This window comes from Pedobacter sp. HDW13, from assembly GCF_011303555.1.
GTDB lineage: Bacteria > Bacteroidota > Bacteroidia > Sphingobacteriales > Sphingobacteriaceae > Pedobacter.
The window spans coordinates 5,123,943-5,138,718 of the sequence record NZ_CP049868.1; the positions used below are offsets into that span (position 1 = coordinate 5,123,943).

8 protein-coding genes are annotated in these 14,776 nt (G+C 41.3%); 2 read left to right on the plus strand and 6 right to left on the minus strand.

The genetic code is table 11. The features are described 5' to 3' along the window. Positions 1-8: 8 nt before the first annotated feature. From pbpC to G7074_RS21340, 3 genes are all read right to left on the minus strand, one after another. A complete protein-coding gene (gene pbpC / locus G7074_RS21330) occupies positions 9-2,381 on the minus strand; it encodes a penicillin-binding protein 1C (RefSeq protein ID WP_166211212.1) in 2,373 nt (790 codons plus the stop codon). 156 nt (positions 2,382-2,537) lie between these two features. Beyond that, positions 2,538-3,173, minus strand: coding sequence for a hypothetical protein (locus G7074_RS21335; RefSeq protein WP_124559142.1), 636 nt, complete (start codon positions 3,171-3,173; stop codon positions 2,538-2,540). Positions 3,174-3,344: 171 nt separating this feature from the next. Then, the gene (locus tag G7074_RS21340) at positions 3,345-8,936 is read right to left on the minus strand and encodes an alpha-2-macroglobulin (protein ID WP_166211215.1); all 5,592 of its coding nucleotides are present in this window, start codon (positions 8,934-8,936) and stop codon (positions 3,345-3,347) included. Positions 8,937-9,072: 136 nt separating this feature from the next. On the opposite strand from G7074_RS21340, the gene G7074_RS21345 reads away from it, so the two are divergent. Further along, entirely contained in the window at positions 9,073-9,510 is a 438-nt protein-coding gene (locus G7074_RS21345) for a nuclear transport factor 2 family protein (RefSeq protein ID WP_124559140.1), read from the plus strand. Between the two features lie 116 nt (positions 9,511-9,626). Here G7074_RS21345 and G7074_RS21350 read toward each other — a convergent pair whose 3' ends face one another. Then, positions 9,627-10,031 carry a hypothetical protein gene (locus G7074_RS21350; RefSeq protein ID WP_124559139.1) on the minus strand — a complete coding sequence of 135 codons (405 nt, stop codon included), beginning with the start codon at positions 10,029-10,031 and terminating at the stop codon, positions 9,627-9,629. Positions 10,032-10,119: 88 nt separating this feature from the next. Then, positions 10,120-12,681: a type I DNA topoisomerase gene (topA, locus tag G7074_RS21355; RefSeq protein WP_124559138.1), complete on the minus strand. Its 2,562-nt coding sequence runs from the start codon at positions 12,679-12,681 to the stop codon at positions 10,120-10,122. Between the two features lie 471 nt (positions 12,682-13,152). Between topA and G7074_RS21360 the strand changes: the two genes are divergently transcribed. Next, positions 13,153-13,668 carry a glutathione peroxidase gene (locus tag G7074_RS21360; RefSeq protein WP_124559137.1) on the plus strand — a complete coding sequence of 172 codons (516 nt, stop codon included), beginning with the start codon at positions 13,153-13,155 and terminating at the stop codon, positions 13,666-13,668. Between the two features lie 116 nt (positions 13,669-13,784). Here G7074_RS21360 and aqpZ read toward each other — a convergent pair whose 3' ends face one another. Further along, positions 13,785-14,492, minus strand: coding sequence for an aquaporin Z (gene aqpZ, locus G7074_RS21365; RefSeq protein ID WP_199748298.1), 708 nt, complete (start codon positions 14,490-14,492; stop codon positions 13,785-13,787). Positions 14,493-14,776: the final 284 nt, after the last annotated feature.

Genomic DNA, 14,776 nt, shown 5'->3' on the forward strand with positions numbered 1-14,776 from the left:
ATTAACACTTATTTCTTTTCCTTATCTAAAACAGTAAAAACCTGAACTAATCTTTCTCCATTTTCATCTACAAGGGTTAGCGTATGTTTTCCGGGTGGTGGACTAATGGCGAGCTGGTGGAAATTAGTAGTAGTCGCTATGTACTCATTATCAATGTGCCAGTATATCCTGGAGTGCTGGTTTCTGTGTGCCGCGTTAACAACGATTTTCCCCCTTGTTCCATCCAGTTCTAATGGAATGTAAACAGTAGCATTGTTCTTTGGATAAATGAGTTCCATTACAATGTTGCCACCCGAAATATCGCAGCCGTTTTTAAAGGGAGGTAAGATTTTGTAATCACTGTTTTTAATTTTGTAATAATACTCCATTGCCGGTGGTAATATGAACCAGCTTTTGTGCTGCATGTTGGCTACACTTTCGCACAAATCGGTAACTCTGTAAGCCCCGGTTTTATCTAAATGCATCAATTTATGATATGGACATATTGCTGTCTTTTCTCCGGCAACGGGTACCATTTCTTCTGTTACGTTTTCGCAATACTCGCCAGCTTTGTAGCCGCTTTGTTTGCAGATTTTTAGCTTTTTTAATTTGGTTGCTGGGGTTTCGAACCATTTTCCATTGGGTAACAGTCTGAAAATATCAAACATCACTGGTGCAGCCGCCTCAATGCCCACCAAACCAGGCCTGCCTTCGCCATCGGCATTACCAACCCAAACGCAAACTACATAGTCGGGGGTTAAGCCTACAGCCCAGGCATCGCGGAAGCCAAAACTGGTACCTGTTTTCCAGGCAATCCGCTGCGAAGATGAAAACTGCTCCCACAAACCTTCATCACCAGGACGCATTACTTCTTCCATGGCATTAAATGTGGCCCATATCGAACCGTGATCTAAAAATGAGTTTCGCTGATGATCGGTTTCATCTTTTCTGTTATTCCGGATATAGCTAGCCTGCAGGTAATCGTTAGGATTGTATAAGCCTTTGTAGGTATTAAAATGGTTTAAGGTGCGCACCATGCCCATGTAGGTGTTAGCCAGATCCCACATCGTTACTTCGCTACCACCCAAAATGAGCGATAAACCATAATGATCGGCCGGTTGGTTGAGGGTGCTAATGCCTATTTTTTTGAGTTTATCGTAAAACCTTTCATACTTGTATTGTTGCAACATCTTAACCGCCGGAATGTTAAGCGATCTACTCAGCGCTCTGTCTGCGGCAATGGCACCATCGTAACCTAAATCGTAGTTTTGTGGCGAATAACCTGCAATTTGTGTGGGGATATCGGCAATTAGTGTATGGGGCAATATAAAACCATCATTCATCATACTGGCATAAAGCAATGGTTTTAGTGTACTACCTGGGCTGCGTAAAGCTTTAATCATGTCTACATGACTTTGCAGGTCAGTATTTTCGGGTTGATAAATATTGCCGGCATAACTTACCACCTCGCGGGTTTTGACATTCAAAATTAAGGCTGCAATATTGTTAATGTCGTTTGCCCTGTATCGGTTGTTATAGCGCTTTATTATGGCATTTACTTTTAGCTGGATGTTTTCATCAAGGGTTGAAGCAATCCGGGTCGATTTAACCTCCAGCTTTTTCCTTTCTGCCTTAAAGCGATTTAATAAATGTGGTGCATTTTGTGGTAGGGGTAAAGGTTTACCTGGAACAGGTTCGAGTTTGGATAAATTAGCGGTAGTCTGGTCGATATATTTCAACTTAGTCAGTTTATCTAACAAATCGTTTCTTTTTTTGATCAGTTTGCCCGAGTTTTTACCGGGATGCACCAGCGAGGGGCTATTGGGTAATACTGCAAGTGTGGCCATTTCGCCCCAGGAAAGGGTTTTGGCGTCGCGACCATAATAACGCCAGCTGGCAGCTTCCAAGCCTACTACGTTACTACCAAAGGGAGCATTGGCCGCATATAAGCCGATAATTTCTTCTTTGTTATATTTAATTTCCAGTCGTATGGCCAAAATTACCTCCAGCAGCTTTTGCCAGAGGGTTCGATCTTGTTTACGCGAAAGGCGAATCACCTGCATGCTGAGCGTACTACCACCACTAACCACACTTTTAGCTTTCAGATTCTGTTTCATGGCCCTGCCCATCGCAAAAAAGTCTACACCAATGTGATGATAAAAGCGTTTATCTTCAAAAGCAATAATGCAATCTTTAAATTTTACAGGAACTGAATCGGCAACCGGAAAACGCCATTGTCCGTCACTGGCTATAGCTGCACTTAGTAAATTGCCGTTGCTGGCTTCGATCACAAAAGAGGTTGGAGATTTAAAAAGCTTGGACGGTAAAGCAAGGAGAAATACCAAAAGCAGCACTACACATACGAAATCGGAAATCAGTAATGCTTTTGGTATTTTGTTCATTGGGGTTAGTTTATCTACTGGTTGGTGTCTTCACCAACCAGTTTAGTCTTGGTGTCGGCCGGTGCAGACACTAACCGATAGTTTAATATTATTATCAAATAAGCTAAGGCTTATGTGTGGTTCAGAGTCACAAAGGGGCCTCATTCGCTTTTAAATTTATTTATCAAGGCTTTTATTTAATATCGTTTCAAAAACTGGTTGGAAATACATTAAAACGCTATCGTTTATTAGTCTGTAATTTTCTTTATCAAGAACCACATCATCGAATTTGTGATTTTTGTAGCTTGGCGACAGGAGTATTTTAAAATCATTGCTTCCTTTTAAATACTTGATCAGTGAAAAATTATAGAACAAAATTGGTCGTTTATCATACATACTCAATGTTGCGATGCCAAAATCGTGATCGAAACCATAAAACATCTGCATAGGATCTGTTAGGGTGTAAGTATTCTTTTTTCTGATGATTATAATTTGATCCAGGTTATTTTTAACGCAGAAATCTTCAGCATAAGCAACCATTTTTTTGTATTTATACCGTTCAGAAAAATATTCAAGCTCTTTAAAATCAAAGCTTTCAAATTCCTTATTCTCAATGTTTTTTTTATTTAAGTAAGTAGTTAAATAAGTTAACAGATTAAAATTTAGGTCGTTTTCGGCAAGTACTTTTGCTTTGAAGGCTCCTTTAAGATAAACGTAACCCATTTGGTAGTTAACGTCTGATACAATTCCGGTTTTTTGTGCAATAGAGCACAAGGGAATAAGAAAAACTAGAATTGTGAATATAATTTTCATTTGGTGTTATCTTTTTATCTACTGGTTGATGTTTTACCCGCCAGTTTTCGTATTATTTTCGGTCGGTGCGGACACGAACCGATAACATGGCCTTAATTTACTGGTTGGTGTCCTCACCAACCAGCATTTACCATCTTTTTCGGCCGCTGATACACCGGCCGATAGTGTACGCTACTTCACCACCTGAACCCATTTACCCGGCTGTGTTGCCGAAATATCATTGTTGTACATGGCTTCGCACTGTACTGCCGATAGGTAATATTTACCCAGATACGAGGCGTTTAGCAATACTTTATAAACCAAACTTTCACCTTCTCTTACATTAAAATAAGTAAAAACGCGATCATCGCGCATATCCTGATAAGTAAAAGGAGAGGAGGCCAGCATACTTTGGTTATCATTTACGCGGGTATTGATAATTTCCCAACCCGAAGGGAAAATCTGTGTTAAGGCCATTTGCTCGTATAATCCCATTCTACCCGGGTTTTTAACGGTAACTTCTGCATAAAAATCAGTTCCCTGTTTTATCGTGCTTGGGTCTATCACCGTTCCGTTTAAGCGTTTGTAGATTACATTCATATCCAAAACATCAGGGCGGTTAGGCAGGAAGTTATTCTGTCCGGCAATAGGCTGTCCCGCTAAAACTAAACGAACAAACAGCACATTATTGCCATTATTGGCAACTGAGGCGGTGCTGCCTTTAAAGTTTACAGGCGTACTACTCATGTACTGGTTACTGTTAACCGGAGCCGATTTTCCATCCAAAACATATTGATATTGCAACTTGGCCGACGACTGGTTCGTTCCACAGAATTTGGCAATGGCCAATAAGCTGTATGCAGTGGTTTGGGTGCTGTACCAGGTGTTTTCGCCCAGTTTAGCCGCTAAAGGTTGCAATAGGCTTGCTGCTTTAGCTTTCTGTCCAAGTAGGGTAAGGGTTTCTAAAATCATGGCTTCATCGCGGATATCTGAACCATAGGTGCCGCCCAGTTGTTTATAGGCCTGCACGGAAGTATCTAATCCACGGATCATGTTTTGTGCCACCTCGTTTTGCCCGGCCAGTTTATAAGCTGCAGCCAAACGCCATTTGGCTGCTACCGATAAATATTCGAAAGCTTTTAAGCGGTTCATGGCTGCCATTTCAGGTTTTTTAGCCAGGGCAAGCATGTATAAACGATAAGCCTGCAATAAATCGCCACCGTAAAAATTATTGCTGTTAGGTGCCCAGTTTGCTGCTTTTGATTTTTGGTAGCGTAAAAGATCCTCGAGCAGGCCAACCGGAAGCGTGTAACCTGCGTTTTGTGCTTCAATAAGGAAGTGACCAGCATAGTTGCTTCCCCATTCGTCGGCACTACCTTCGCCAGGCCAGTATGAGAGTCCACCTTCGGTAGTCTGAAAACCTTTAAGCCTGTTAATACCTGCTTTAATGTTTTTTTCTGTAGTGGCTTTTTGCTGCTCATTAAGTGCGCTCAATCTGTCGAGGTATAATTGCGGGAAAATGCCTGAAGTAGTTTGCTCAATACAGCCGTGAGGATATTGAATGAGGTAACTTAACCGTTTGCTGAGACTAATGGCAGGGATCGATGACACTTCGAGCGCGCCGGAATTGGTTCCTGTCATGCCGATTGGCAGGTAGTTTACTGCCCATTTGGTGTGCGGCTGAACCGTTGCTGATACCACATTGGTTACATAAGGATTTGGATTTCTGATATCCATTTCCACATCGTAATCAGTACGTTCGCCACCACTTGTTGCAATAACCTTTACTTTAGCAATACCCACAGTATTCGGTGCTTTAACTTCAAAATAAGCCATTTGTTCGCCCGTTTGCTTGTAATACAGCTGCTGTTTATTGGTTCCCTGCACAATTAAGTTGCTGGCCTGCAACTGTACCGAAATATTTTTGAGGTTAGCTTCGGTAGCAAAAACAGTTACCGGAAGTGTAAAAGTTTCACCAGGACCAATTACCCGAGGTAAAGTGGCCAACACCATTAAAGGTTTTTTTACCTGAACAGCTTTCTCAGCAAAACCATAAGCGGCATCCTGTCCAGCTACTACCATCGCCCTTACCGAACCGATATATTGTGGCAATTTAAATTTATGGGCTTTGCTTTCGCCTTTGCCAATGGTAAATGGTCCCATAAACTTAACCACGGCTTTAAAGCGGTTTGCTTTGGCCGGATTGAGGTTTTTATTGATGCTTCCATCGCCGCCAATACTTAAAATCCGTTCTAAATTTCCTCCCCATGCCCCCAGTACATAATCAAATAAATCCCAGGTTTTAACGCCTAAACCTTCGCGGGCATAAAAGGCGCTGTGTGGATCGGGTGTTTTGAAACGGGTAAGATCGAGTAAACCTTCATCTACCAGAGCAATAGTATAAGTCATGGCTTTGCCGTTTTGCTCGCCTACGGTAATGGTATTTTCAGTCTCCGGCTTAATTTTATCGGCCATTTTGATGGTTGGCTTTAAAATGGTTTGCGGATCTTCAACCGAAAGCGGAATGGCCCCATACATGCGAATTGGTAAGTCGTTCACCGTTTGGGCATGCGGCTGCAGGAGTGTAATGTTAGCGAAAACATTTGGTGCCATTTCTTTCTCTGCTTTAAATTTGAACTGGGTTTGTCCGGCTTTGGTATCTACCCAGAAGGTTTTAAGCACGCGGCTACCATTTTCAATAGAAATTAATGCCCTTCCATCTTTTCCTGTAGGGATGGTGAGCGTAATATCTTCGCCCACTGTAAATTTCTCTTTGTTGGCGGTGAAAGAAAGCATAGAAGCTTCGGTTGGATTGCTTCCCTGTTCGCGTTGTGCCCAGCCCGGCCAATCTATATAAACAGATTTACCGGTAACATGGCCACCATTGATATCGCGTACCAAAATAAGGTAGCGGCCCCATTCAGGTTCATTAACGCGTAAATTCCAGCTTCCTTTACCGTTGGTAAGGTTAACCTGATGACTTTCTACCAGCTTATTGTATTGGTTTTGCGTAAAGTTGGCATATGTGTACTGATCATCTTGTTCCCACCACCAGCGCCACTGTGTTTTATACAGTTCTACCTGAACAGTTTTACTGCCGTTTAGCAGCCTGCCATCGGTATTTACATTTACAATTTCTATTTTATGATCCTGCCCGGTAACCAGCATGCCGCTTAAGCGGTCGCCTTTTGGCGGACGAACACCCAGATAGCTGCTATACACATGGTAGGGAATACTGAAATTATCGATACTGAAATTGCCTCCGGGTTCGAAAACCTTAGTGGTAAAGTTAGCCCTGAGTACGCCTGGCGCAGTGTTGTTTTCGTTTAGGTTGGTGTTAACCTGCGCTGAACCATTTTGATTTAAGGTGCCTTCGAATATCGTTTTAACCTGCGATTCGAAATTAACTGTAGGGTTATCGAAGCTAAAGCCCTCAAAGCCTTTAAATTTAGTTTCGGTAGTGTTTAAGTTAACGTCGACTTTGGCCTTCAGGTTTTGGGCAACAGCACCGAAAAGCCACTTGGCCGAGAGGGTAGCAGCGGAGGTACCGGCTGTTAAATAGGGGCGGTTACCTACGTTGAAATCAATTTTAAGCCGGTTAGGCATTACCGTCTCAATTTTGAGCGTTTTGGTAAAGGTAGCGCCACCAGCTTTTATTTTCGCCATCCAGTTACCGGTAGGTGCTGTATTATCGGTCGCCGTATTAAAAGTGTAGAAGCCGTTGAGCGGTTTGCCATTAATCAGCCGTTTATACAATTGACCTTTCGGGTTGTAAAATTCCATGGTTACGGGGTAGTTGGCCGGAAGTTTCTTTAGCTTATCTTCTAAAACAAAGGAAACAAACAGACTATCGCCGGGTCGCCAAACGCCACGTTCGCCATAAATAAAGCCTTTTAACCCACTTTGCACTACATCGCCACCAACATCAAAACGGCTTAGCGGTAGGGAACTACCATCATCAAGTTTTAAATAACCACGTTCTGAACCATTTTTGGCAATCAGTAAAAACGGCTGACGTTTTAAATCAAACTTCGCAAAGCCATCGCCATCAGTTTTTGTGGTGAAAATAATCTGTTTCTGGTAATCCATCAATTCCAGATTTACGCCGCTTAATGGTTTTGCCGTTAATAAATCGGTAGCCACCACTAACATCGAATTGTCGTTGCCACGTTTGGCCACCAAACCAATATTTGAAGCAATTAAGTTTCTGCTTGCCCAGCGTTGGTTGGTATAAAACGATGGGGTACATGGATTGTCCTTATCGTTCCATCTGTAGTTTGATGGATAATAGTTGTTGTAGCGTTGCCAGAAATCGTCGTCTTCATCAATTTTTTCGCCATAGCCTTCATAATCCCCATATTCGGCTCCGTCTTCACCTTCATTGGTTTTCTCTTCGCCAGCTTTGCAGTTGTAGGCATTGTATTCCTGCCTGAAAGCGATGGTAACGCGGTACATGGCCCCAGGCTCAGTGCGGATCATTTTATCCAGATCGAGTGTAAAACGGTTCTTTTTGTGCAGATTGAGCGCTTTATCCTCATCTAAACGTACTGTTTTTTGTAAAATAGGCTTGGCCACCCTGCGCAGTTCGTTGCCATCTTTATAGCTGTTCGTCTGGAAGAATTGTGGGATATTATTTTCGTAAATCTTAATTACGGTTACGTCTACAGCTTTCAGATTAATGGCTTCGAAAGGTAAAACCAGTTTACCCGAATTAGGTAAAATAGATCCGCCACCTGCAATGGTTACCGCAGGTAGCTTATCTTCGAAAACCAGGTTGGCCATTTTACCGGTTGCCAGTTTTTTGCCATTGATGTTTTCGATACCGGCGTTGGCATTCAACGCATAATTGCCTTTCAGTTCTTCAGCAGCGTAAACTTTAACCTGGCTGGCATCAATGGTATAGCGTAAATCGCTTAAATTACCCAGCGAGATCATACCGGTTAAATCTTGTCCCACGCCAATGGGCTCAGAAAACTGTACCAGGGCATAATCTTCTTCCCCTTGAATGGCTTTAATGTCAAGAACTTCAAACTTATTCAGCGTCGGAACCCTGATTTCTTCGCTGCCTTTTTGCTCTGCATCAATAGCATCACCATCCCAGTCTATTTTTAAAGTCTGGTCGCTGCCGGTTTTTTTAATGCTGTCGATCGTAAATTTTGAGGTGTTTTTAGCGGGGTCGTGCTGCCATTTCACCTTTAATTTCTGGTCGAAATCCAGTTCTATCGTTTTTTCTATCTTACTGGTTTCTTCTACATCGGCTGTAGCCACTTCACCAGTTAATTTCATGTAATCGAGTGCGGTATTGTTTTGCGAAACCAAGCCGTTTTGCGTGAGCATAATCCCTGGCGTGATTACTTTAAACTCAAAGTCGAAATCTTCGAGGCCCTTTTCCGTTGCCGAAACTTCGGATAGTTTAAAGGTAGCTTCGTAGTTTTTGCCTGGCTTAAGGTTTTCATCAGGCCTGAATTCTATGGTTTGGGGATCAATCCAATAAGCTTTTCCAGAAATGGAAGGCGAGAAATCGAACAGATCGCGCGAATCGGCTTTGCCCAGATCCTGCATACCTGTTGCTGCATTGGCCAGATGCACGCGGATAAAACTTTTTTTAGAGATCGTACCCGAGGTGTAGGCCTCAATGTATTTGGCATAAGCCTGGTTTTCTTCGTTGGTTTTTTTCTTCTTGTTAAAATACACAAAAAGGATAGCGGCAATTGAAACAAGGAGCAAGCCGCCGAAGATAAATTTCTTTTTTGTTGATGATCGGTAACTAGATGGATTTTCCATAGGTGATTTAGGTAATTTGAATGAAAAATAACTAAAATTCACGTTAAATAGCATAATGTGGAAAATTACCCTTGGGTAACTTGTTCCTTTCCATTCAATTGGATAAGTTTACGGCATCAATGAAATAGAACCAGATATGATAAAGAAACTTTTAATTTTTTCGGGCCTGTTATTTTCTGCTAGTTTTTGTTTTGCGCAAAAGGCGACTACAGAAAACGATGTTAATGCAGCCGTAAACAAGCTTATTGGCCTAATGATTAATCCTGATAGCATGGCTTTGGACAAATTGTTACTCAATAATTTGAGTTATGGTCACTCTAGTGGAAAAATACAAACTAAGCAGGAGTTTATGCATTCATTATTATCCGGCGAATCGGATTTTCTCGATGATATTATTCTGGGTGACCCGAAAACAATTATTCAAGGAAATACGGCTTTGGTAAGGCATAAATTAATGGCACAAACCAATGATAAGGGTGTAAGAGGGAGTGTAAATTTGTATATCCTTTTAATATGGAGTAAAGAAAAGGCAGGGTGGAAGTTACTGGGCAGACAAGCGGTTAAGGTACCTTAGTTTAGTTTGGAGCTTGGAGCTTGGAGTTTGGAGTTTTCAGCTTTGGATGCAGAAATAGCGAGCTTGCTAAAGCTACATGCCTGGAAACTCCAAACTCACCACCCCAAACTCCCAACTTATCTGATCATCACCCCAGGCCGGTTTACCAGCGGGATTTTAATCAAATTAGAATCGATAATGCTTTCGGGCAGAAAAATAAATTTCTTGTCGTAAATGGTACCATCGATATAATAGCTAAGCCAGTATTCGTTGGTTAAGCCAAAAACCTCGGGGTCTATTGCTTCAACGCCCGAAAAAGATTGGGCTTCCATATCGCCAATAAAATGTCTTAAAACAGAGGTTTTAACCTGTTTTCCATCTTTTTCACCATAACCTTTCGAGCTGATTAATACATTGGTAATGGGCTCGTTTTTTAAGTTAACAAGGTAAACGGTCCAGTTTTTTACCTCCGGTGTTTCGCTCATCAGCACAACGGCCATGGCAATATCTTCAACTGTATTTTCTGGTAAGTCTGATTTCATAAAAGTACTTTGTCGTAATGCTGAACTTGGTTTAGCACCGCTCATAAAATAGAGACCCTGAAACAAGTTCAAGGTCTCTATGATTTATTTATTTCTTTTTAGCTGCAGCCTTTTTAGCAGGAGCCTTTTTCTTTGCAGGTGCTTTTTTCTTCGTTTCGAAGGCGTTTGGCACTTGCTCTACAATCATCTTTTTAACTACTTCCAGATCAATATCGGCCAGTTCTTCTGGTGTATATTTTTGTTTGGTAGCCTCGTTGTTTCTCAGTTTCAGCATCAGTTTGCCAAAACGGATAAACGGTCCCCAACGGCCATTTTCGATCGAGATTTTCTCAGCATCCCAGGTTTTAATGTACCTGTTAGCCTCTTTTTCTACTTTTTTACCAATTAAGGTTTCAATATCGGCTTGTGTAAGGTTGTCGAAATCGTAACCTTTAGCCGGGATATTGATAAATAAATCGTTCCATTTAATGAATGGACCAAAACGACCCTTTCCTTTGGTTACACCTAAACCTTCGTAATAGGCGATAGGGGCATCGTCATCCATTTTCTGACGGATAATTTCAACAGCCCTTTCGTAAGTAACCGACAGCGGCTCCTCGTTTTTAGGCAATGAAATGAAACTTTCGCCCCACTTTACATAAGGTCCGAAGCGGCCAACGCCAATTACCACTTCCTTACCCTCAAAATCAGGCAGCTGGAACGGTAATTTAAACAACTCTAAAGCATCAGCTAAAGTAATGGTGGCTACCGATTGGTTACGCATTAAGCTGGCATAACGTGGTTTTTCTTCCTCATCAAGCTCGCCAATTTGAACCAGCGGACCAAATTTACCTACTTTGGTATAAACGTTTTTACCAGTAGCCGGATCAAGCCCCAATAAACGTTCGCCAGTAGCGCGTTCAGCCGTTTCCAGTGTTGTTTCTACCTCAGTATGGAAAGGGTTATAGAAAGAATGGAGCATTTTGGTCCACTCTTGTAAGCCCTGTGCAATCTCATCAAATTCTTTTTCAACCTTGGCGGTAAAGTTAAAATCAACAATTCCTTTAAAATGTGCTACCAGGAAATCGTTTACCACCTCACCAATATCGGTAGGGAAAAGTTTAGACTTTTCGGCACCGGTTATTTCTGATTTGGTTTCTTTTTTAACTTCGCCATTGGCTAAAGTAATGGCTGTAAATTTACGTTGTTTACCATCGCGGTCTTCTTTAACTACGTAACCACGGTTTTGTACCGTAGAAATAGTAGGCGCATAAGTAGACGGACGACCAATACCCAGTTCTTCTAATTTTTTAACCAGACTGGCCTCTGTATATCTTGCCGGCGGACGTGAATAACGTTCAGTAGCCTGCATTTCTCTTAAAAATAATTCCTGGCCTTTAGCTAAAGGAGGTAAAATAGCACCGCCTTCTTTTTCTTCGCCCTCTTCATCATCTGTTGATTCGAGATAAACTTTTAAGAAACCGTCAAATTTCAATACTTCACCCTCAGCTACTAAATGCTCTTTACGAGTTGAAGCGGTAATTTGTGCAGTGGTTTTCTCAAACAAGGCCTCGCTCATTTGTGAGGCAATTGAACGTTTCCAGATCAAATCGTACAAACGTTTCTCTGAAATGTCGCCATCAACAGTATGTCTGTCGAAATAAGTTGGACGGATGGCTTCGTGAGCCTCCTGTGCACCAGCCGATTTGGTTTTATAAACCCTTGGCTGGTGGTATTTTTCGCCGTAGGCCGATTTTATTTCGGCTGCAGCAGCATTTATAGCAGTTTCAGATAAGTTTACCGAGTCAGTTCTCATGTAAGTAATCTTACCTGCCTCGTATAATCTTTGGGCAACCTGCATGGTTCTGGCTACCGAAAAACCTAATTTTCGGGAAGCTTCCTGTTGTAGTGTTGAAGTAGTAAAAGGTGCCGCCGGATTACGTTTTGCCGGTTTGGTTTCCAAACTGCTAATGGCGAATGTTGCTTTGGCACAATCCTGAAGGTATTTTTCAGCATCAGCCTCGCTTTCGAAACGTTGTGGCAATTCGGCTTTAACCAGTTCTTTTCCTTTGCCAGTAGTAAACTGGGCGGTTATTTTATAGGCTGCAGTAGCATTAAAGTTTAAAACTTCTCTTTCTCTATCTACAATTAAACGTACGGCAACAGATTGAACACGGCCTGCTGATAAAGATGGTTTTACCTTTTTCCATAAAACTGGTGAAAGCTCAAAACCAACCAGGCGATCTAAAACGCGGCGGGCTTGCTGCGCATTTACCAGGTTATAATCGATACCACGTGGGCTTTCGATGGCTTTTAAAATGGCAGGTTTGGTAATTTCATGAAAAACGATACGTTTGGTTTTTTCTACTTTAAGGCCTAAAGTTTCGAATAAGTGCCACGAAATGGCTTCTCCCTCGCGGTCCTCATCGGATGCTAGCCATACCATTTCGGCATCCTTAGCAAGCTTTTTCAGTTCGGCAACCACATTCTTCTTATCGGCGGGTACCTCGTAGGTTTGGGCAAAATTATTTTTAATATCAATTGCCATATCGCCCTTCACTAAATCACGGATATGGCCATAGCTAGACTTCACCAGGAAATCTTTGCCTAAATAGCCTTCAATAGTTTTAGCTTTTGCGGGTGACTCGACGATTAGTAAATTTTTTGCCATGAAATACGTTTTTGTGCAAATAAAGCTATAATTAAAGCATAAATCAAAACCTGATTAAAATTTAATACAAATTTTTTGCTGTTTTTTTTAGTGATCGTGATCATTTTTTTAAAAAAAACGGCTATAAATGAGTGGATTTAATCCTTTTTTAGATAGCAATGGCTTGGGATATTTAGATTATAGTTAGTCTGCTTATGGAGATAAAACCCCGGGCCTGTGTTCAGGCAAGCAGGCCGATGTTTTTGCATTCTCTCTCGTTTATAAACCCGATTGGACGGATGCTCCCGATTTTTCTATCGGAGCAGGAGGGAAAGCGGGCTGTTGCTGCCGAAATGTTGCTGGCTTTCATTTTGAAAATTTGCAGTTTATAGATGATTGGTAGGCTTTTTTAGCCATCCATCTTACATTTTACAAGAACTTTACCCGTGTCGAAACTATTTGTAACTATATTCGTATATAAAATAAAAAACGATGATAAGCACAATTTTAATTCTACTCAACTTTTTGGTGCCGAATCCACCAAAAAATGTTTACGATTTCAGCTTTAAAACCATTGATGGTAAAGAAATTAAACTATCAAAGTTTAAGGGCAAGAAAATAATGATCGTAAATACGGCTTCTAAATGTGGATATACCCCGCAATATGAAGACCTCGAAAAACTTCAGAAACAATATGGTAAAAAGATTGTATTAATCGGATTTCCGGCAGGTAACTTTGGTGGACAAGAATTTTCTACCAACGCCGAAATTAAAGAATTTTGTACCGGTAAGTACAATGTTTCGTTTTTGTTGGCCGAGAAAAGCAGCGTAAAAGGCGATGATATTAGTCCATTGTTTAAATACCTGACTTCGCAAACCAATACGGAGGAACAAGGCGACATTAAATGGAATTTTGAGAAATTTCTGATTAATGAAAAAGGAGAACTGGTACACCGTTTCCGTTCTAAAACAAAACCTACTGATGAGGTGATTACTAAGAACCTTTAAATGATGTAAGATGGATGATGTGAGATGGAATGATTTAACCTTACATTAAGATCGTAAAAAAAAGTAAAATGAAATTTGGGATTATGCCATCTTTCATTTTACCTTTTTCATTTATATTAGTTTCGTTCCAGAACGGTTTTCCAAACAATGCCGCTCAAAACTGCGCCTGCAATTGGTGCTACAATGAATAACCAAACCTGGCTTAGGGCTTGCCCGCCAACCAATATTGCTGGCCCGATACTACGCGCCGGATTTACCGATACGCCGGTTACTGGTATGCCTACAATGTGTATAAGCACCAGGCTTAAGCCAATAGCTAAGCCGGCAAAGCCACCATTGATGTTTTTGGTAGAGGTAGAACCAAAAATTACCAGCAAGAAGATAAAAGTCAATACCACTTCTGCAATTAAGCCCGCTTGTAAGCTATAGTGCTGGGGCGAAAGGGCATCGAAACCATTTTGGCCAAGGCCATTTGCCGATAGCGAATATTCGGGTTTGCCAGAGGCAATAAGCAAGAGGATAAAAGCACCCGCAATGCCACCCAGAATTTGTGCTACAATGTAATAAGCTGCTTCTGAAGCCTTCATGCGACCAGTTACAACCATACCTATGGATATGGCCGGATTAATGTGGCAGCCGGAAATATGACCAATAGCATAAGCCATAGCCACTACCGAAAGGCCGAAAGCAAACGAAATGCCCAACAAACCAACGCCTGTTGTACCATTGGCACCCGCTATTACAGCACTACCGCAACCCATTAAAACCAATACTAATGTGCCCAGAAACTCGGCACTGAATTTTGAGATTTTGCTTGTCTCCATATAATTATTATTTAAGGTTTACACATTATATTGGGGACGACAATGTATTCGAATATAGAAAAAAATAAACATATATGGAATAAAATTTTGTTGTGCTTTTTTTTCTTAATTGGATTTAAGGCAAAAAATAAGAGGCTTAAATCCTTAAGCCTCCTAATAAACCAAACAAACTATTTATGAAGTATAGATATAACCCCAATTTGGCTTAAATGTTTTATGGTAAAAATGAATTAAATAATATTTTACGCTGGTGTTTTCTGCTTTTATCTGGTATGTGTTTATAT

Excerpts from the sequence above, each read along its gene's own strand:
- G7074_RS21335 (WP_124559142.1), bottom strand. The coding sequence starts at position 3,173 with ATGAAAATTATATTCACAATTCTAGTTTTTCTTATTCCCTTGTGCTCT.
- G7074_RS21350 (WP_124559139.1), bottom strand. The coding sequence starts at position 10,031 with ATGAAATCAGACTTACCAGAAAATACAGTTGAAGATATTGCCATGGCC.
- G7074_RS21360 (WP_124559137.1), top strand. The coding sequence starts at position 13,153 with ATGATAAGCACAATTTTAATTCTACTCAACTTTTTGGTGCCGAATCCA.
- G7074_RS21345 (WP_124559140.1), top strand. The coding sequence starts at position 9,073 with ATGATAAAGAAACTTTTAATTTTTTCGGGCCTGTTATTTTCTGCTAGT.
- pbpC (WP_166211212.1), bottom strand. The coding sequence starts at position 2,381 with ATGAACAAAATACCAAAAGCATTACTGATTTCCGATTTCGTATGTGTA.
- G7074_RS21340 (WP_166211215.1), bottom strand. The coding sequence starts at position 8,936 with ATGGAAAATCCATCTAGTTACCGATCATCAACAAAAAAGAAATTTATC.
- aqpZ (WP_199748298.1), bottom strand. The coding sequence starts at position 14,492 with ATGGAGACAAGCAAAATCTCAAAATTCAGTGCCGAGTTTCTGGGCACA.
- topA (WP_124559138.1), bottom strand. The coding sequence starts at position 12,681 with ATGGCAAAAAATTTACTAATCGTCGAGTCACCCGCAAAAGCTAAAACT.